Annotated in this window: 21 protein-coding genes; 8 read left to right on the top strand and 13 right to left on the bottom strand. The window is 66.4% G+C overall.

The genetic code is table 11. The features are described 5' to 3' along the window. The first annotated feature begins 5 nt into the window (after positions 1-5). The 5 genes from MJ603_RS14600 to MJ603_RS14580 all read left to right on the top strand — a co-directional run bounded on the left by MJ603_RS14600 (position 6) and on the right by MJ603_RS14580 (position 2931). Positions 6-890, top strand: a complete 885-nt coding sequence (locus MJ603_RS14600; protein WP_243064471.1) for an NAD(P)-dependent oxidoreductase — start codon at positions 6-8, stop codon at positions 888-890. A 16-nt stretch (positions 891-906) separates the two neighbouring features. Then, a complete protein-coding gene (locus tag MJ603_RS14595) occupies positions 907-1638 on the top strand; it encodes a YoaK family protein (protein ID WP_243064470.1) in 732 nt (243 codons plus the stop codon). Positions 1639-1801: 163 nt separating this feature from the next. Beyond that, the gene (locus MJ603_RS14590) at positions 1802-2101 is read left to right on the top strand and encodes a hypothetical protein (protein WP_243064469.1); all 300 of its coding nucleotides are present in this window, start codon (positions 1802-1804) and stop codon (positions 2099-2101) included. Positions 2102-2225: 124 nt separating this feature from the next. Then, positions 2226-2384, top strand: coding sequence for a hypothetical protein (locus tag MJ603_RS14585; protein ID WP_243064468.1), 159 nt, complete (start codon positions 2226-2228; stop codon positions 2382-2384). Positions 2385-2430: 46 nt separating this feature from the next. After that, positions 2431-2931, top strand: a complete 501-nt coding sequence (locus tag MJ603_RS14580) for a histidine phosphatase family protein (protein WP_243064467.1) — start codon at positions 2431-2433, stop codon at positions 2929-2931. Between the two features lie 10 nt (positions 2932-2941). Here the strand turns inward: MJ603_RS14580 and MJ603_RS14575 are convergent, their stop codons facing one another. Beyond that, on the bottom strand, positions 2942-3418 hold the full coding sequence (locus tag MJ603_RS14575) for an SRPBCC family protein (RefSeq protein WP_243064466.1): 477 nt from the start codon (positions 3416-3418) through the stop codon (positions 2942-2944). Between the two features lie 16 nt (positions 3419-3434). Here MJ603_RS14575 and MJ603_RS14570 point away from each other — a divergent pair, with 16 nt between their 5' ends. Beyond that, positions 3435-3770, top strand: coding sequence for a helix-turn-helix transcriptional regulator (locus tag MJ603_RS14570; protein WP_243064465.1), 336 nt, complete (start codon positions 3435-3437; stop codon positions 3768-3770). A 12-nt stretch (positions 3771-3782) separates the two neighbouring features. Here MJ603_RS14570 and MJ603_RS14565 read toward each other — a convergent pair whose 3' ends face one another. Together MJ603_RS14565 and MJ603_RS14560 are read right to left on the bottom strand one after the other, a co-directional pair. Then, complete coding sequence (locus MJ603_RS14565) at positions 3783-5645, bottom strand: glycoside hydrolase family 15 protein (protein WP_243064464.1); 1863 nt, start codon at positions 5643-5645, stop codon at positions 3783-3785. Between the two features lie 48 nt (positions 5646-5693). Further along, positions 5694-5876 (bottom strand): hypothetical protein, encoded by a 183-nt coding sequence (locus MJ603_RS14560; protein WP_243064463.1) that lies wholly within the window; start codon positions 5874-5876, stop codon positions 5694-5696. A gap of 174 nt (positions 5877-6050) precedes the next feature. On the opposite strand from MJ603_RS14560, the gene MJ603_RS14555 reads away from it, so the two are divergent. Next, entirely contained in the window at positions 6051-7349 is a 1299-nt protein-coding gene (locus tag MJ603_RS14555; RefSeq protein WP_243064462.1) for an MFS transporter, read from the top strand. Here MJ603_RS14555 and MJ603_RS14550 read toward each other — a convergent pair. Then, positions 7327-7680: a YciI family protein gene (locus tag MJ603_RS14550; protein WP_243064461.1), complete on the bottom strand. Its 354-nt coding sequence runs from the start codon at positions 7678-7680 to the stop codon at positions 7327-7329. The genes MJ603_RS14555 and MJ603_RS14550 overlap by 23 nt on opposite strands. 86 nt (positions 7681-7766) lie before the next feature. Then, the gene (locus MJ603_RS14545; RefSeq protein WP_243064460.1) at positions 7767-7937 is read right to left on the bottom strand and encodes a hypothetical protein; all 171 of its coding nucleotides are present in this window, start codon (positions 7935-7937) and stop codon (positions 7767-7769) included. A gap of 269 nt (positions 7938-8206) precedes the next feature. Between MJ603_RS14545 and MJ603_RS14540 the strand changes: the two genes are divergently transcribed. Continuing rightward, positions 8207-8764 carry a hypothetical protein gene (locus MJ603_RS14540; RefSeq protein ID WP_243064459.1) on the top strand — a complete coding sequence of 186 codons (558 nt, stop codon included), beginning with the start codon at positions 8207-8209 and terminating at the stop codon, positions 8762-8764. 70 nt (positions 8765-8834) lie between these two features. Here the strand turns inward: MJ603_RS14540 and MJ603_RS14535 are convergent, their stop codons facing one another. The 8 genes from MJ603_RS14535 to MJ603_RS14500 all read right to left on the bottom strand — a co-directional run bounded on the left by MJ603_RS14535 (position 8835) and on the right by MJ603_RS14500 (position 18234). Beyond that, entirely contained in the window at positions 8835-9437 is a 603-nt protein-coding gene (locus tag MJ603_RS14535) for a GNAT family N-acetyltransferase (RefSeq protein ID WP_243064458.1), read from the bottom strand. Positions 9438-9493: 56 nt separating this feature from the next. Next, positions 9494-10819: a multidrug effflux MFS transporter gene (locus MJ603_RS14530; RefSeq protein WP_374230940.1), complete on the bottom strand. Its 1326-nt coding sequence runs from the start codon at positions 10817-10819 to the stop codon at positions 9494-9496. A gap of 564 nt (positions 10820-11383) precedes the next feature. Beyond that, positions 11384-12283 carry a PfkB family carbohydrate kinase gene (locus MJ603_RS14525; protein WP_243064457.1) on the bottom strand — a complete coding sequence of 300 codons (900 nt, stop codon included), beginning with the start codon at positions 12281-12283 and terminating at the stop codon, positions 11384-11386. Between the two features lie 84 nt (positions 12284-12367). After that, the gene (locus tag MJ603_RS14520) at positions 12368-13576 is read right to left on the bottom strand and encodes an ROK family transcriptional regulator (RefSeq protein WP_243064456.1); all 1209 of its coding nucleotides are present in this window, start codon (positions 13574-13576) and stop codon (positions 12368-12370) included. A gap of 163 nt (positions 13577-13739) precedes the next feature. Beyond that, positions 13740-15176 (bottom strand): GH1 family beta-glucosidase, encoded by a 1437-nt coding sequence (locus MJ603_RS14515; RefSeq protein WP_243064455.1) that lies wholly within the window; start codon positions 15174-15176, stop codon positions 13740-13742. Between the two features lie 159 nt (positions 15177-15335). Next, complete coding sequence (locus tag MJ603_RS14510; RefSeq protein ID WP_243064454.1) at positions 15336-16430, bottom strand: Gfo/Idh/MocA family protein; 1095 nt, start codon at positions 16428-16430, stop codon at positions 15336-15338. Continuing rightward, positions 16427-17173, bottom strand: coding sequence for a ThuA domain-containing protein (locus MJ603_RS14505; protein WP_243064453.1), 747 nt, complete (start codon positions 17171-17173; stop codon positions 16427-16429). Before MJ603_RS14505 ends, MJ603_RS14510 begins: the two co-directional genes overlap by 4 nt. A 53-nt stretch (positions 17174-17226) precedes the next feature. After that, a complete protein-coding gene (locus MJ603_RS14500; RefSeq protein WP_243064452.1) occupies positions 17227-18234 on the bottom strand; it encodes a sugar phosphate isomerase/epimerase in 1008 nt (335 codons plus the stop codon). Between the last annotated feature and the right edge of the window lie 6 nt (positions 18235-18240).

Below are 18240 nucleotides of genomic sequence, written 5' to 3'. Positions count from 1 at the left end.
AGGCCATGTCTGATCCATCGAGCACTGCGAAAGCTGATCTCAGGGTGGCGGTACTCGGAACGGGGACGATGGGAGCGGCGATCGCTCGCTCGCTCCTTCGTTCGGGATTCGAGGTTTCGGTGTGGAACCGAAGCCCCGAGAAGGTGAAGCCACTCTCGGACGCGGGCGCACGAACAGCGTCCGACCCCTCCGATGCTGTTCGTGACGCGGATGTCGTGCTCACAATGCTGTTCGATGCAGACGCCGTGCTGAGCGTTGCGACGGAATTCCTCCCGAACGTGCGCAAAAACACCATCTGGATGCAGAGCAGCACCATCGGTGCCCAAGGCATGCAGGCGGTAGCTGCGGCAGCATCTTCGAATCACGTGCCAGTGGTCGACGCACCTGTTCTCGGGACGAAGGACCCCGCGGAACACGCGGCACTGACAGTGCTCGCTTCCGGCGAAGAGAGAGCCGTCTCCGCCCTCCGACCAGTATTCGACGCAATCGGGTCGAAAACCATCGTCGTCGGCGACCGCTTGGGAGCTGCGTCGGACCTCAAGCTGGTCTGCAATACGTGGATCGGCAGTCTCACGGCCGGCACCGCACTGTCACTCGCGCTCGCTCACAGGTTCGGACTCGAACCAACCCTATTTCTCGACGCCATCGCAGGGTCAGCATCCGACAGCCCGTACGCCCACACCAAGGGTGCGACGATCATCGACGACGAACGTACTCCGCAGTTCGCGCTCGACGGCCTCCTGAAAGATCTCCGTCTCGCCCAGGCGACAGCCGGTTCCTCGAGCAGTCCCATGTATCTGAATGCGCTCGAACGCCTCTATTCGTCCGCAAGCGACGCAGGTCACGGCGACGAGGACGTCGCGTGGGTTTACGACGTGATCGAGTCGTGAAGCACGGGAAACAGGCATGGCACCCACTCGCACATCGCACGCTCTCAACTACTTCGCACATCCAGCGCACGGTCCGCTGCCCGCAATTCTCCTCGTGCTCACCTTTGGAACCGGACTCGTCGACGCGACAAGCATCATCGGCCTGGGACGCGTATTCGTCGCCAACATGACCGGCAACATCGTGTTCATCGGATTCGCCCTGGCCAGGGTGCCGGGCTACAGCCTGTGGGGGTCGCTAGTGGCACTCGCCGGCTTCCTCGTCGGGGCATCGATCGGCGGTGTCGCAATCACTCGGTTCAGCACGCATCGAGGCAAGCTGCTCCGCAATGCCCTCGTTGTTCAGCTGGCACTCTTTGCCGCCGTGCTCGCTATCAGTATCTCGGGCGAGGCACCACTCCACCTCGGCCATCAACTCTTGATCCTGACGCTGGGTGCCATCGCTCTCGGCATCCAGAATGCGGTCGTACGCCATCTCGCCGTGCCCGACATGACCACCACCGTCCTCACGATGACGCTCACAGGCATCGCATCAGACCTACGCAAGCGCGACCTGACGACCGCAACGCGACGCCTGATCGCGGTACTCGCAATGCTCATCGGTGCCGTGATCGGCGCCATCCTCGTTGTCAACCTCGGAGTCAGCGCCGGGATCGCCGCAGTGACCATCGTGCTTGCCGCGGCCCTGGTCGGAGCGACCTTCGCCGCCCGCGGAACCCCGAGCTGGACAGCAAGCGCGGCTGCGGCCTAGCGTCCTGCGCCGGGCAATTCGTTCGTTGTCCCGAACACTGCTAATCGCCTCTCCGATATCGGTGGGTCCCTGGGCGGGGCGCGACGTGCTGCACTGCAACTGCACCAGAACCGGCTCTCGTCAAGGCCTCGATTCCGGCGCCGGGATGCTGTCAGGTAGATAGGTGCGACGAATCACCTACAGCGGAACCGTCTTTCTGACCGGCAACCGCATTGCAGAGGCGTTCGTGGCGTACGCACGAGCACTTGCGAGACGCGGACTCGCTGACACTGTGTCCCTCCCCACGCGTACGAGCGCAGGCGGGACCCACGTGATCGACGTTCTCGTCGGGCCCGCCAGCCAGCTCGTCAGTGAGCCTTGGGACGACGGGGACGACTTCGGCCGCGAGATCGAGGATGCGAAGAAGGTCGAACAGATCGAGCGTCTCACCGTGCAGCTCAACGAATCCGACGGCAGCGCGTAGCGCGACTCTGTCCGCTGCTTCGACATGGCTCGAACGCCTGCCAGTGGGGGCGAAGCCCAATCACATCTGCGGGTGCAAGCGCAAGGGGTTATCTGAAGACGTCGACCAGGGAAGAGTTGCCTTCATGATTGCTCTCGCCGCCATACTCCTCATCGTCGGAGTCGTCTTGCTTCTGTTCGGCATTTTCGTCGCCGCCGCGAAGTTCCTGCTCTGGATCGGAATCATCGTTCTGATCATCGCCGTGATCATCGGTCTGGTGCGCTTCCTGCGCAGAAACGTCTGAACGCCCCAGCAGCGCCGCAAAGGCGCTCACGTGCAAGGCTTGCGGCGTGAAGACCCTGTTCATCGTTCGGCACGCCAAGTCCGACTGGAGCGATGAGACGCTCGGCGACCACGATCGTCCGCTCAACGCACGCGGACGACGCGAAGCACCGGCGATGGGCCGTCGACTCGCAGAACGCGCAGTCGCACCGGATCTCATCGTGTCGAGCACCGCACTCCGCGCCAGAACCACCGCGGATGCCTTAGCCGAGGCGATCGCGCCGCAGGGTGCGGCATCCGTGCAGCTGGATGCCTCGCTCTACGCGACGACGGCGACCCACCTGCTCGAGACCGTCGCATCGTTCGGCGACGCTGTGCGGGCGGCGATGCTGGTCGGACACAACCCCGAGATCAGCGAGCTCGTGAGGCGTCTCACCAGGGAGGCCGTCCAGTTGTCGACGTGCGCTGTCGCCGAGTGCCGAATCGATGTTGAGCATTGGGCCGAGCTCAACGACCCGCAGAACGAGTCGCGGGCCGTGCTCGTGCGCCTGGACACCCTGAAAAGGTGACAGGGCTCTGCTAGGCGTAGAACCCCTCGCGAAGATTGATCCCGTGCTCGAGCCACGCCTTCAGCGCAGCGAGCATGCCCGTCCAGCCCTCGCAGTTGCCGAACGCGCTCTTCGCACCTGCAGTCGTCGCTCGCCAGGATGACTCGGTGATCGTGACGAGCGTGCGTGTTCCGTCGTCGATCGGCTCGAACTCGAACGTCGTGGTCGTCACCCCGTTCGGATCGGTCGTCTCACGTCCTGCCCAGCGGATCACGATCTTCGTCGGCGGCACGGCCTCGACGACCGTGACCGGGAATGCGCCAGGAAAGTCATGGAAGTCCCACGAGACCACCGCACCCACGGCCAACCGTCCCTTGGCTCCTCCTGTCGTGAAGTAGTGGGACAGCTGCTCCGGGTCGGCAACGGCTTCGTAGACCTCGGCCGGCGGTCTGGCGACACGCCCGGACACGGTGAAGCGCAGTTCCTCGAGCCGATCGTCATTGCTCATGTGATATTTTTACAACGTGACGCCAGACGATGTCAATGCCGAGGATGACGATCTGGTGTTCAAGGCGTTGGCATCGTCGACGCGAAGAAGGATGCTCGACGCGCTCAAGCAAGCACCCTGTACTACCGGCGGCCTGTGCGACGCGTTTCCCGAGTTGGACCGGACGACGGTGCTTCAGCACCTGCGCGTTCTCGAGCGCGCCTCGCTCGTGACCGGCCGCAGAGTCGGGCGCGAGCGCCATCTGACGCTGGCCCCGCTGCCGATCAAGCGCATCCATGACCGGTGGATCGGCGAATATGCTCGGGCGGCCGTCGAGCTCCTCGACCGGCTGGACACCCTCGACCCGCGGTGAGACTCGGGCGTGCTATCGCGCGCTTCCGTGCCTGGCTGGAGGCACGGCATCCAGCGCCTTGTCGAGCACGAGCGCCGCGTTGATCAGCGCCAGGTGCGTGAACGCCTGCGGAAAGTTGCCCAGTTGCTCGCCGGTCAACCCGATCTCTTCGGCGTAGAGGCCGAGGCTGTTCGAGTACGTGAGCATCTTCTCGAACGTGATCCTGGCATCATTCAACCGTCCAGCGCGGGCGAGCGACTCGACGTACCAGAACGTGCACAGTGAGAACGTGCCCTCTGATCCGCGCAGCCCATCGGGCGACGCCTCCGGGTTGTAGCGGTACACGAGGCTGTCGGAGACGAGCTCCTCTTCCATCGCGGCGAGCGTCGACGTCCACATCGGGTCATCCGGCGCGATCATGCCGACCGTGGCCATGCGCAGAACGGATGCGTCGAGAACCTCTGTCGTGTAGTGCTGCGTGAACGCACCGCGCTTCGCATTCCACCCGCGCTCCATCACCTGGTTGTAGATCTTGTCGCGCTCCACGACCCACTGTTCGACGTTGCCTGGACGCCCGTGCACCGTGGCCAGACGGATGCCGCGATCGAACGCCGCCCACGAGTTGATGCGCCCGTAGGTGAAGTTCTGTCTGCCACCCCGCGTCTCCCACACGCCTTCGTCCGGCTGGTCCCAGTGTTCGGAGAGCCAGTCGAGCATCGCCGAGAGCTCCGTCCAGGTCTGATGTCCGAGGCTCACCCCGTGCTGGTCGGCGAAGTAGACCGCATCGAGCGCCTCGCCGTAGATGTCCAGCTGGAGCTGATCGGATGCGCCGTTCCCGATCCTCACCGGCCGGGAGTCCCGATAGCCGGCCATGTCGGTCAGCGTCTGCTCGTCGAGCTCCGACGAGCCGTCCACGCGATACATGATCTTCAACGGGCCGGAGGCCGAGCCGACGTGCTCGCGCATCCGATCCGAGAGCCAGCTGATGTACGAGCGCGCCTCGGTCACGAATCCGAGACCGAGGAGGGCGGAGACCGAGAACGACGCGTCTCTGATCCACGTGTAGCGGTAGTCCCAGTTGCGCTCACCGCCCACCTGCTCGGGCAGTCCGGCGGTCGGCGCAGCCACGAGCGCACCGGACGGCGCGTAGGTGAGAAGTTTCAGCGTGATCGCCGAGCGGTTGATCTGCTCGCGCCAGCGACCGCGATACGTCGACTGCGCGAGCCAACCCCGCCAGAAGTCGATGGTCTCGTTGAAGAGGCGTCGCCCCTCCTCTTCGGAGAAGCGCCGAGGCTCTCCCACCGGGCCGAACTCGAGCATCCCGCCGCCCAGGTCGCCGACCTTCAGCGTTCCGGATGCCCGCAAGCGCGGACCTGTCGGGCCGTCGCTCTGCTCCAAGTCCAGCTGCTCGAAGAGGATGCCCGCCAGATGCGCCGTGAGCTGCTCATCGCCCGCGCGGAACACGACGCCGTTCTCCGTGGCCTCGAGGGTGTGATCGTGGCGGGCGTAGTCGAATGCCGGCGCCAGGTCGAAGGAGAGAGACATCTGGCCGCGTACGACGCGCACGATGCGCACGAGGCGGTGGTGCTTCGAGGACTCGCCCTGATCGGAGACCGGCATGAAGTCGATCACCTCGGCGACGCCCTCCTCTGTCATGAATCGGGTGACCAGGATGGCGGTGTCGGGCAGATAGAGCTGCCTTGCGATGTAGTCGTCAGTCGTCGGACGAATCTGGCAGAAGCCGCCACGCTCTGGATCGACCAGCGATCCGAACACAGAGGGCGAGTCGAATCTCGGAAGGCACAGCCAATCGACGCTGCCGTCGGTCGACACGAGCGCTGCAGTCTGCAGATCTCCGATCAATCCGTGGTCTGAGATCAGGGGTTCCTTGGCCAAAGCGAATCCTCTCGAGCGGACTATCGGACGGGTTCGGACTCGGGCCGATCAGGCATCCGTCTTGTTTCTGGCGCGGCGGATCTCCATCGGAATGATGACAAGAAGAACGATGGCGATGAGTGCGATCGGGACCAGCAGGGCGATCAGCTTCGCGATCAGCACGCCGACGACGAGCAACGCGCCGATCACGCCGAGCACCCAGGCCAGAGCGCGCCACCTCAGAGATGCCATGTCGCGATCGTACGCCCGGGCCCCGGTGATGAGCCGTGCGTCTCGTCGCGGCGACCCGGTCAGCGGATGCCGATCACCGCTATGACAGACTGGAAGCTACCCACGTGTATCTACCTGGCCGGCGGCTGACGCCCGGTCGGTCAAGGCGGCACGAATCGCCGCCTTGGAGAACACATGAGCACGCCGTCCGAAGAACGCCCGATCACGCTCGTGCGTGCAACGGGACTCGCGTACTTCCCCGTCGCGCTCCTTGCACGACTGCCGTTCGCGATGATGGTCGTCGGCGTGATGACCCTCGTGGTCTCCGCGCGCGGCGATCTGGCGCTGGGTGGTCTGAACTCCGCGGTGACCGGAATCGGCACGGCGATCTTCGGGCCGTTGATCGGCGCAGCTGCCGACCGGTTCGGTCAGCGGCTCGTGATGCTGCTGAGCGGCGTCGTGAACAGCCTGGCGCTGCTGGCCATGGCGTGGGTGGCGTTCAGTTCCCTTCCGGATGCCGCGGTGCTCGTTGTGGCCTTCGTCATCGGCGCCACCGCTCCGCAGGTCTCCCCTATGTCGCGAAGTCGCCTCGTCGGCGTCATCTCCCGCGCCATCCCTGCCGACCGTCGCCCAAGCACACTCAACGGCACGATGGCGTACGAATCCGCGGCCGATGAGAGCGTGTTCGTGTTCGGGCCGTTCATCGTCGGCCTGCTCGCCACGACGCTGAACCCCGCCGCACCGGTGATCGGGGCTGCAGTGCTCACGCTCGTGTTCGTGACGGCGTTCGCCTGGCATCCGACTGCCAAGACCGTGCGGCACGCCCACGACGGCGGGCACGTGATGCAGGCGCCGGCATCGGAACTGTTCCGGCCGGGAATAGTCACGGTCGCCATCGGCGTGCTCGGCATGGGGTTGTTCTTCGGGGCCATGCTGACCGCGCTGACGGCGTTCCTGACCGATCGAGGATCGCCGGAATCGGCCGGCCTGGTCTACGGCGTCATGGGCGTCGGGTCGGCTGCGCTCGCGCTGAGCGTCGCCTGGTTCCCGCGCCGCTTCGGGCTGAACGCCCGCTGGCTGACGTTCGCCGCCATCCTGATCGCCGGCTCTGCCCTTCTGCCACTGATGCACTCGGTGTTCACGGTCGCCATAGCCCTGTTCGTCGCGGGCATCGGCGTCGGCCCGACCCTTGTCACGCAATACAGCCTGGCCGCGCAGCGGAGCCCGATCGGCCGGTCTGCAACGGTGATGACCATCCTCGGCTCGGGGGTCATCGTCGGCCAGTCGACGTCGTCCGCGATCGTCGGGGAGCTGGCGCAGTCGTCCGGCACCGCGGCCGCCGCGTTCGCTCCGCTCGCGGCGGCCCTCGTCGTTCTCGCGGCCGGCGTCGCCAACGCACTGCTCCAACGACCGGCCGCCCACGCCGAATCGGATGCCTCGCCGAGCACGCCGAGGGCGACGCCGGTCGCCGTCAGTGCACCACGAGCGGAATGACCTCCACGCCGCTGTGATCGGCGCGGGTCTCGGCGAGCTCTCTTGCCAGTGAGACCGCCGCTTGCTTGTCGGGCACGTCGATCACGTAGAACCCGCCGATCATCTCCTTCGTCTCGGCGAAGGGTCCGTCGGCAGCCGTCTGCGCGCCGTCGGCTCCGGCACGCACCGTCGTCCACTTCGAGGAGTCCTCGAGCTGGCCGTCGGCGAGGATGCCGTCACCTGCACGCTCCCGCAGCCTGCGATGCCCTTCGTCGATCGCGTGCCACTCGTCGTCGGCCATGCTGTTCCAGCGTTGCTCGTTGCCGACCATCACCAGCAGGTATTTCGCCATGATCTTCCTCGTCTCGTGAGTGCGGGGCTGATCAGCCCTCACAATCACGTCGAACGGGAATGCGAGGTTTCGACGGGCCCAGCGCCCTAATCGAGCTTGCCGAGCACGTGCACGGGAATGGCGAAGGCGAGCGCCACCGCGATGATGCCGCTGATGAACGTGATGCCCTCCCAGCCGGTCACCTCGGATGCGAATCCCATGATCACCAGGCCCCCGATGAACAACACGAACGACACGATCAATGCGATCACATTCACGGTCGGAACACCTCTCCCGTTGTACCGGCGCCGACGCCGGCGTCTCTCTGCAACAACCTACTCGTAAGGATTCGTCGCGACATCGAGCAAATTCGTCGCAAAGGGCGGAATGGGGGTTCTATCCAGGCGAGATCCCCGCTAATGTGACCCAGGACGGCGAGGCACCCGAACGCATCAGCCTCACGCTCTGGTTCACGGTCGAGACCGTAGTCGACCGACATCGTCAAGCAGGATCAGCCGCTGGCCATCAGCGGGGTGGAGGGGCGTTTGTGCTTTCCGAGCAGGTGAGAACGACCGGCACGCATGTGCTGCACCCGCACCGTCACCTGCTTGTGAACGGCGTGATCGCCACGCTCGCACTCACGACTCCGGTCTTCGCCGTGGCGTACTGGCTCACGATCCCCAGCGGCTCGTGGCCATGGGTAGTCGCCCTGCACGGACTGACCGCCGTGTTCGTGCTGATCCTCATCCTGCTTTTCCGGCGCACCACCGTCACGGTGTCTCCTGACGCTGTTCGCGAACGCGGATTCCTCGGCCAGATCAACGAGATCTCGAACTCCGAGATCGGCTCCATCTGCCTTCTCGAGATCTATCGCGACAACTCGCTCGACACGCAGCCGAATCTCTTCGTGCTCGACAAGTCGGGCGTTGTGAAGGTGCGGCTGCGGGGTCAGTACTGGTCGCGTATCACGATGGAAGACCTCGCAGAGGTGCTCGACCGCCCCATCGTCAACGTCTCGGACTCGATCACGCTCTCCGAGATGCGATCGTCGCGTCCTGAGTGGCTGTACTGGTTCGAACGGGTTCCGCTTCTCTCTTGGATCTGAGCACTGTGCCGCTGTGATCGCCGGGCCGGCTCCGATCGCACTGCGCATCAGATCGGGCCGCGAGCGCACGTCAGACAGTCGCGTCGGTGCGCAGTCCGACCAGGGTGCCCTTCGTGCTCGACGGAAGCGGAAGGAAGCCCAGTCGGCGGTAGAACGCAGCGGCACTGACGTTGTCGGCTCCGTACTCGAGCCACACGCCGGGAACGCCACGAGTCGCGAGCCGACCGATCAGCGTGCGCACGAGCATCCGTCCGAGTCCCTGGCCCTGCAACTCGGGCAACAGGTCGATGTGCAGATGAGCCGGATACTCGGCCAGCTCGGGAATGAGCAGGCGATCAGGGTCGCGACCATCCGCCACGAAATGCTGCGTCGGCGTGTCCTCGTGCGTGACCGGGTACTTCGCCTCGAACCCTGGCAACCAGGTGCGGCGCAGCTCCGTCGCGAAGGCCGCCGTGTCCGGGACGCCGAGGATGTATCCGCGTGCGCGGCCGTCGACATCCACCACGAACGCGAAGTCGGGCTCGAGGTCGACGTAGGGCAGAGCGTAGATGTCGGGAAGCAGGTCATCGGAGTCGAGCCAGCCGGTGGCATCCGTGCCCGACTTGCCCGTCTTCACACAGATCTCGTAGATGTCGTCGCGATCGCTCGGCCGGTAGGGGCGGATGTCTGCCACGGTCTCGTCCTGTCTCTGCTGCGGGTCTCTGCTACGGGTCTCTGTTGCGAGCCGGCCTAATGCGCGAGCGCGGGGACGGTCTTCGGCCGAACGACGAACCACAGTGCGCACACCGACACCAGCGAACAGCCGAGCATCACGATACCCATCGGCGCCGCGCTGGCCACGCCGAGCAGGCCGACGAGCGGGGAGAGAAGACCCGCGATGGAGAAGTTGGCTGCGCCCTGGAGGGATGCCGCCGTGCCCGCCTCCGCGCCGTGGCCGTTGAGCGCGAGCACCTGCACGCAGGGAAAGCCGAAGCCGCACGCGGTGATGAAGAACCAGAGCGGAACGATGACGCCCCAGATGCCGACACCCGAACTGCCGAGCACGACGATGAGTGCCGCTGCAACGGTCATGACTGCCGTTGAGACCGTCAGCACCCACTGCGGTCCGACCCGCTTCGCCAGCCGCGCAGCCGACTGCACCCCGATGATGATGCCCACCGAGTTGGCGGCGAACAGCGCACCGTACTGCTGTGCGTTGAAGGAGTACACGGTCTGGAACACGAACGAGCTCGACGACAGGTAGGCGAACAGGCCGGAGAAGTTCATGGCACTGACGATGACGATGCCGACGTAGACCCGGTCGCTGAGCACGACCTTGAACCGCTGGGCGACGGTCGACTGTGCGGTCGCGTTGCGCGCAGCCTTCGGGCGGGTCTCCCTGATCCAGAGCACCAGACAGACCAGCATGACCGCGCTGTAACTGGCGATCACCCAGAAGATGCCGCGCCAGGGCATGATCAGCAGCAGCTGCGAGCCGAGAACCGGCGCGATCACGGGCGCCAGCCCGTTCACCAGAGCGAGGCGCGACAGCATCGTGACGAGGCGATGCCCGCTGAACAGGTCGCGAACCATCGCCATCGCGACCACACCGCTCGCAGCGGCGCCGAGACCCTGCAGCAGACGGAAGAGGCTGAGCAGCTCGATGTTCGGCGCGAGCGCGACGCCGAGCGACGCGAGAATGTGCACCGCTGTTGCGAGGATGAGCGGCATGCGTCGCCCGACCTTGTCGCTCCACGGACCGACGATGAGCTGACCCAGCCCGAAGCCGACGGTCGTCGCGGTGAGCGTGAGCTGGATCACGGCGGTCGACACGTTGAAGTCGGATTCGAGCTTCGGCATCGACGGCAGGTAGGTGTCCATCGTGAACGGTCCGAGCGCGGTGAGCGCGCCGAGGATCAGGATGTACGCAACGCGTCGCCTGTTCGGCAGCGCGTCACCCGGGTGCACCACCGAGGTGGCCGCGGTGCGTGGTCCCCTGTTCGACCTCGACGCGCGACGGGACGTCTGCGGCTCGAGCGTCGCGATGCCTCCCGTCGGCACTCCGCCAGTTGGCATGCCGGCCGTGATACCGACCACGGGGATGCCGGCGGTGGCGGTCTCGACCTCGTCCGGGCGCACATCGGCGCCGGTGTCATGAGCGCCGCGTGCGACGCGCACCGGCTTGGTCGTCGGATGCGCGCTCTGACCGTGCGAACGCGACGGATCGGTCGAGCGGCCGTCGGTGCCGCGGTGCTCCGTGCCGCGGTGCTCCGTGCGGCCGTCGGATCCATGGTGCGACGCGGCGTTCTCTTCGGAGGGGTCGTTGATGACGGGAAGTGGCTGAGTGGCGGTAGACATTCGTATCCGGCGGGGTCGACGTGGCGGAGGGTGCGGTATGGCCCGGGTCGAATGCGAGGTGCTGGCATCCGATCGCGGCGCTGGAGGAGTTGGGAGACGAAACGCATTCATCCGGGCCGGCTGGATCAGCCACGTCGAATCGATTCGAGAATCATTCTATCGGATGCCACCCGGGTGAACGCCAGACCCTTCACAGGGATTTTCGCCCGCCACGATGCGCCCCAACCTGGGTCACGCAGTGCAGTCCAGCTCGCCTCACGCGCTGCGCGACACAGCGTGGCGTCACCCCAGCGGAACGAGGCGTCCCTGCCCTGGCACCATCGCGTTGCGCTCCCCCGTTTCGGCTGCCGCAGTCAACGCTTCCAATGGCGATGCGCCCCGGTCGAATGCGGCGAGAAGCCCGCCGAGGAACGCGTCTCCGCTGCCCGCCGGAAAACGTCCGAACGTGCCGGGCGCGGGCGCCGAGCCCTCGACGCCGCCGATGAGCGCGGACGATCCGGCCACACCGTCGGTGACGACGGCATCGACGCGGAACCGCTCCCGCAGCGCGCGGCACGCCTCGGCCGCCGTGCCCACAGCGACGCCAAGGAGCTCGGATGCCTCTCGCCTGTTGACCTTGACGAGATCCGCTGCGCCGATCGTTGCCCGCAGCCCCTCTCCCGAACCATCGACCGCGATGCGCGCCCCTCCGGCGCACAGCCGCTCGAGCAGCGCAGCGAGCTCGTCGAGCGGGACCCCGCGCGGGATCGACCCGGAGAGAGCCACCCACGGTGTCGCGCCGCGGGAGACCGCGGCGGCGACCGTCTGTTCGGTCGCGCTGGCGTACGCCTGCCACTCGTCACGATCGAGCGGAGTCGCGGGCTCGTAGACATCCGTGCTGGTGGCGGAACCCGCAGCCTCGACGATCGCGATGCAGGTGCGCGTGACTCTGCGCAACGGCACGACGGTCGACGTGACACCGTCGTCGGCCAGCATGCTCGCCACCCAGTCACCCGTTGCACCGCCGAGTGCAGCGACTGCGTGCACCTCGGCACCGAGCGCGGATGCCGCACGCGCGACGTTGAGCGCCTTGCCGCCGGCGACCTTGGTGACCGCTGCCGGTCTGGTGATGTCGCCGAGATGCAGCACATCGACCTCGTAGGTCACGTCGAGACTGGCGGAGAGCGCGAGGGCGATGATCACCCCGGCAGCCTAAGGGGTGTTCGCGAACAGCTTTCGTTCGCGCACCCGCGTGACGGATCGCTCAACGCCGCAGCGCCGATTCGCTCAGCGCAGCAGCGCAGCCGGCTCCGCGATCAACCTGGTGAAGGCGAGCTCTGCCGCACCGATCGTGAGCACGTCGGAGCCCAGCTCGGCGCGCACGATGTCGACCTGCTCCGCGGATGCCTTCAACGATTGCGCGCGTACCTCGGCTTCCAGCAACTCGGGCGCTGCATCGAGCAGCACGCCCAGGAATCCGCCGAGCACCACGCGCTTGGGGTTGAGGATGTTCACGGCGTTGCGGATGCCGACGGCCAGGTAGGTCAGCTGCCGCTCGACCTCCGCCCTGCCCTTGGCATCGAGGTGACGCACCGCTTCATCCAGGATGTGCGGGTCGTGCATGCCGAGTGCCTCGAGAAGGCGCGCCTGCGAGACCTCGGTCTCGAGGCATCCGATCGCGCCGCAGTGGCACCTTCCGCCGGCGGAGTTCACCACGGTGTGTCCGAGTTCGCCCGCGTATCCCGACCCGCCGAGGAGCGGCAGACCACGCGTGATGACGCCTCCGCCGATTCCGCCCGCACCGCCGTTGAGGTAGATCAGGTCGCCGATGCCGCGCCCCGCGCCGAACAGGTGCTCGGCGTTCGCGCCGAGGCTCGCGTCGTTGGCGACAAGCGCTGGCAGGCCGGTGGCATCCTCGAGCAGCGCCGCGAAGGGTTCGTCCACCCACTCGAGGTGCGGGGCCATGCGCACGACGCCGTCGACCTCGCGAACACTGCCGGGCACGGCCGCGCCGACGGCAACGGTGCGGAGTCCGGTGTCGAGAACGGCACGAAGCCCGTCGAGCACGTTCGCCACGATGCGGGCGGCCTCCTGGGCACTCGGCGGCGCGTCGGTGGCATGCCGAACCTGCCTGTGCACGGTGCCGTCGAGTCCCACGACACCGACGGAGACGCCGTCGACCTCAGGGTTCACGGTCACCGCGACGATCGTCGAACTGGCCCGCACCACAGGACTCGGCCGCCCGACACCGGTGGATTCACGTGGCTCCGTCTCGGAGACCAGGCCAAGGGCCGACAATTCCCCGACCAGCGCACCGATCGTCGAACGGCTCAGACCCGTTGCGCGCGTGAGCTCGGAGCGCGAACGCCCCTGCATGCCATGCACAAGTCGCAGGACGGTGCCGAGATTGTGCTGACGCACGCCATCGAGATTGCTCCCGAGCGGAGGGCGCATCGGTGCGGCGTCCGGCGGCTGCGCCGGGAGTGCTTCAGTCACGCAGGGAAGCCTAACGGTATACACGTTCGCTGTTCGAACTTATTCGACCAGCCTGTTCATCTCACGGTCACGTTCCGTTCGGATCCCCGACACGGATGCCCCATTCCGTCACTCGTTGCATCAAGAGACGACGGAAACCGGCATCCGTGCCGGATGACGCCCGTTACTCCGGGATGCGCCGCGACTCGGCGAGCTCCGCATACCAGGCGGCGCTGTCCTTGGGCAGGCGCTCCAGCGTGTCGTAGTCGACGCGCACGATGCCGAACCGCTTGGAGTAGCCGAAGCCCCATTCGAAGTTGTCCATCAGCGACCAGACGAAGTACCCGCGAAGGTCGACGCCGTCGTGCAGCGCGCGGTGCGCAGCCGTGATGTGACGGCGCAGGTAGTCGATGCGGTCGAGGTCGTGAACCGCGGCGCCGCCCTCTCCGTGCGAGACCGCATCCGCGAAGGCAGCGCCGTTCTCGGTGATCATCAGAGCCTGATCGGGGAACTCGTCGCGCAGCGAGGTCAGCAGGTCGTAGAGACCGGACGGCTCGATGTTCCAGCCCATCTCGGTGTACGGGCCGGGCTGCTCGAGGAACTCGACACGGTCGGCTCCTGGCCACGGCGAGGCACCGACATCCTTGTGGCCGTCGGCGTGCTGGCGTTCGCTCCTGCCGTCCCAGAGCCGTACGCGGTTCGTCGAGTAGTAGTTGACGCCCAGCACATCGATCTTCTGGTTGATGTCCTCGAGATCGCCTGGCTGCACGAACGACCAGTCGGTGAGCGACTTGGTGTCCTCGATCAGGTCGGCGGGATACTCGCCCTTGAGCAGCGGATGCGTGAACGCGCGGTTCCCGAGCGCATCGATCTGCCTCGCCGCCTCCGCTCCGGTGTCACCCTCCGGGCGGATCACGTGCAGGTTCAGCGTGATCGAGTACTCCGCCTCCGGGTTGGCGACGGATGCCTTCAGCGCCTGAACCGCGAGGCCGTGCCCGAGGTTGAGGTGATGCACCGATCGCAGTGCGTCTGCGCCGTCGGTGCGGCCTGGGGCGTGAGCACCGGATGCGTAGCCGAGGTAGGCGGAGCACCACGGCTCGTTGAGCGTCGTCCACACGGCGACCCGGTCGCCGAGCCGTTGGCCGATCGCCTCTGCGTAGTCGGCGAAGGCGTACGCGGTCTCGCGGTTCGGCCAGCCGCCCTCATCCTCGAGCACCTGCGGCAGATCCCAGTGGTAGAGGGTGGCGACCGGCGTGATCTCGCGCTCGAGCAGCCCATCGACGAGGCGCGAGTAGAAGTCGACGCCCTTGAGATTCACCTGTCCTCGCCCCGTCGGGATGACGCGCGGCCACGCGATCGAGAACCGGTACGCATGCAGGCCGAGGTTCTTCATGAGGTCGAGATCGGAGTCGAGCCTGTTGTAGTGATCGTCGGCGACATCACCGGTGTCACCGTTCCACACCTTGCCGGGGGTGTGGCTGAAGGTGTCCCAGATGGACGGCAAGCGTCCGTCTTGCTTCACCGCGCCTTCGACCTGGTACGACGCGGTGGCCGAACCGAACACGAAGGAATCCGGAAATTGCAGACCGCTGTCGCGGTAGTCGTCACTGCCTTGAGTCATGTCTTCCTGCCTGATCGACGCGCGAGCGGGGCACGGACGCCTGGCGCCTTGGTGAACGTGAATCGCAACCGAGAGAGCGGTTGCACCCCGTCACCATAGCGCGGCATCCGTGCCGGAGCCCATGGCGATCGAAACGATTCGTGACGACGACGCCGCCGGCTACCAGGTAGCAGGCGTCGAGTCGAGCGGCACGGGTGCCGGGCGTTCGACCGTGCTGACGATCTCGACCACGGCGTGGTCCGCGGCGGCGCGCAGGATGCCGTCCATCACCTCGAGCACATGGAACGCGAGCTCGCCGCTCGCCCTGTGCGGCCGGTCGGTCTCGATGGCACGGGCCATGTCGGCAAGGCCGAAGCCGCGGCCGGAATCCGCCCAACCTGCCGAAACCTGAACGGTCTCCCATTCTCTTGTCGCCGCCGACGCGATCTCGACGTCCCCGTCGAACCGGTTGGGGTCAGGCACGGCCATGGTGCCCTCTGTGCCGAACACCTCGAACAGCGGAGCGCGGGACTTCCACACGTCGAAGCTCACCGTCAGGGTCGTCGTCAGCCCGTTCTCGTGCTCGAGCAGTGCGCTGACGTGAGTTGCGACATCCACCGGGATCGCCTGGCCTGCGAGCGGACCGGTCGCGACAGAGCGCTCGCGGTTCGAGACCGTCGCAACCCCCGAGACCCGCGCGACCGGGCCGAACAGCGTCACGATGCTGGTGAGGTAGTACGGCCCCATGTCGAACAGCGGCCCGCCACCCGGCTGGTAATAGAAGGCAGGGGCCGGATGCCACAGCTCGTGCCCCGGCGCGCTCCAGTGGATCGCCGCGGCGATCGGCTCTCCGATCGAACCCGCGTCCAGCACCTGACGTGCGGTCTGGATGCCCGTGCCGAGCACCGTGTCGGGCGCGCTCCCGACGCGCAGGCCCCGCTCCGCTGCAAGCGTCAGCATCGGCTCGGCCTCAGAAGTGTTCAGCGCGAGCGGCTTCTCGCCGTAGACGTGCTTGCCGGACTCGAGCGCACGGATGCCGACGGCAGCGTGCACCGCGGGAATCGTGAGATTGAGCACGGCGTCGATGCCGGCATCCGCCAGCAGTTCGTCCACCGTGAGCGCACGAACTCCCTGCTCCGCCGCGACCTCACGGGCGCGCTCCTCGTTGACGTCTGCGACGGCGACGAGCTCGAGGTTCGGCAGCGATGGGATGTGCGCGAAGTATTGCGCACTGATGTTTCCGACGCCGATCACGCCGACGCGCAACGTGCTCATTCTGCGACCTCCGCCGCGGAAGGCGCCGGCTGTCCCGAACCGCGGGCCGCCCAGAGCAGGCCGCGCTCGATGATCGTGCGCACGTTGGGGTCGTCGACGACCTCGAGCTTGTGGCCAGGGGCGGAGACGAAGATGCGGCCGTCGCCCCACAAGCGGGTCCAGATCGCGGGGGCGGTGACCGGCCGGTGCCAGGCATCCCACGGACGAACCGCCTGCGTGGTGGTGGCGAGCACGTCGTTCAGTTCGTCGCTGAGCACCCAGTACTGCTCGGTGACGAGATCGAAGTCCGCGATGCCCTGTGTGATCGGGTGCACCTTGCCGAGCTCGGTGATGTGCACGGTGTAGGGGATGTAGTTGTCGGACTGCTCGCCGGCCAGCTGGTCCTTCGGCGCCTTGTTCGCGTGGTGCGCGAACTGGCCGCCGATCATGTGCAGGTAGTCGGCGGTGTTGCGGTAGGAATCCGCGATGCCGCCGTGCCAGCCGGCCATGCCCATGCCGTTCCGAACAGCGCGATCGAGGCCCTCCATCTCGTCCTTCTCGATGGAGTTCATCGTGTTGACCTGCACGAGCAGGTCGACGGTGTCCATGTACTCCGCGTCGGTGTACACGGCCGGCGATTCCTCGACCCGCACCTCGAAGCCGTTCGCCTCGAGGAAGGGGATGAAGGATTCGGTGGTCTGGACGGGCTCGTGGCCGTCCCAGCCGCCGCGCACGATGAGCGCGCGACGCGTTGCGTCAGTCATGTCAGGCTTTCTGTTCGTTTGATGGATTTCCGCTCCCTCAGGGAACTGAAATGTCAGCGGCTCTGCGAGAAGGCGGCGTCGAAGGCGGCCGCAGGCGGCGTGATGGTGGCGAGGTTGCGCACGAAGGCGAGCGCCTCCGGTCCGCCGACCAGGCGGTCCATGCCGGCGTCCTCCCACTCCACGCTCGTCGGACCCTCGTAGCCGATCCAGTTCAGGGTGCGGAAGATCGGCTCCCACGGAACCTCGCCGTGCCCGGTCGAGACGAAGTCCCAGCCGCGGCGGGGGTCTCCCCACGGCAAGTGCGAGGCGAGCCGGCCGTTGCGGCCGTTGAGCTGCGTCACCGACTCCTTGCAGTGCACGTGGTAGATCTTGTCGGCGAAATCCTGAAGGAATGTCACGGGGTCGATCTGCTGCCATACGAAGTGCGACGGGTCGAAGTTGAACCCGAAGGCATCCCGATTGCCGATCGCCTCGAGCGTGCGCTTCGACGACCAATAGTCGAACGCGACCTCGCTCGGGTGCGGCTCGAGGGCGAATCTCACACCCACCTCGTCGAAGACGTCGAGGATGGGATTCCAACGGTCCGCGAAGTCCTGGTAGCCGTCATCGATCATCGACTCCGGCACGGGAGGGAAGCCGGCGATCGTCTTCCAGATCTTGGACCCCGTGAAGCCGGTGACGGTCTTCACGCCAAGCGCTGCCGCCGCGCGCGCCGTCTGCTTGAGCTCCTCGGCCGCCCGTTGGCGCACACCTTCGGGGTCACCGTCGCCCCACACATGCGGGGGAACGATGTCCTGGTGGCGCTGGTCGATCGGGTCGTCGCACACGGCCTGGCCGACCAGGTGGTTCGAGATCGTGAAGACCTTCAGGCCGTTGCGCTCGAGGATCTCCAACCGATTCGCCACATACGCCGGGTCCGAGACCGCACGGTTGACGTCGAGGTGGTCACCCCAACTGGCGATCTCGAGGCCGTCGTAGCCCCACTCGCCTGCGAGGCGAGCGACCTCTTCGAACGGCAGATCGGCCCACTGGCCGGTGAACAACGTGATCGGACGAGTCATCGTCCC

Source organism: Humibacter sp. RRB41, from assembly GCF_022761015.1.
In the GTDB taxonomy this organism is placed as follows: Bacteria; Actinomycetota; Actinomycetes; order Actinomycetales; family Microbacteriaceae; genus Humibacter.
Note: the sequence above shows the minus strand (reverse complement) of the source record. Positions and strands in the feature narration are given on the sequence as shown.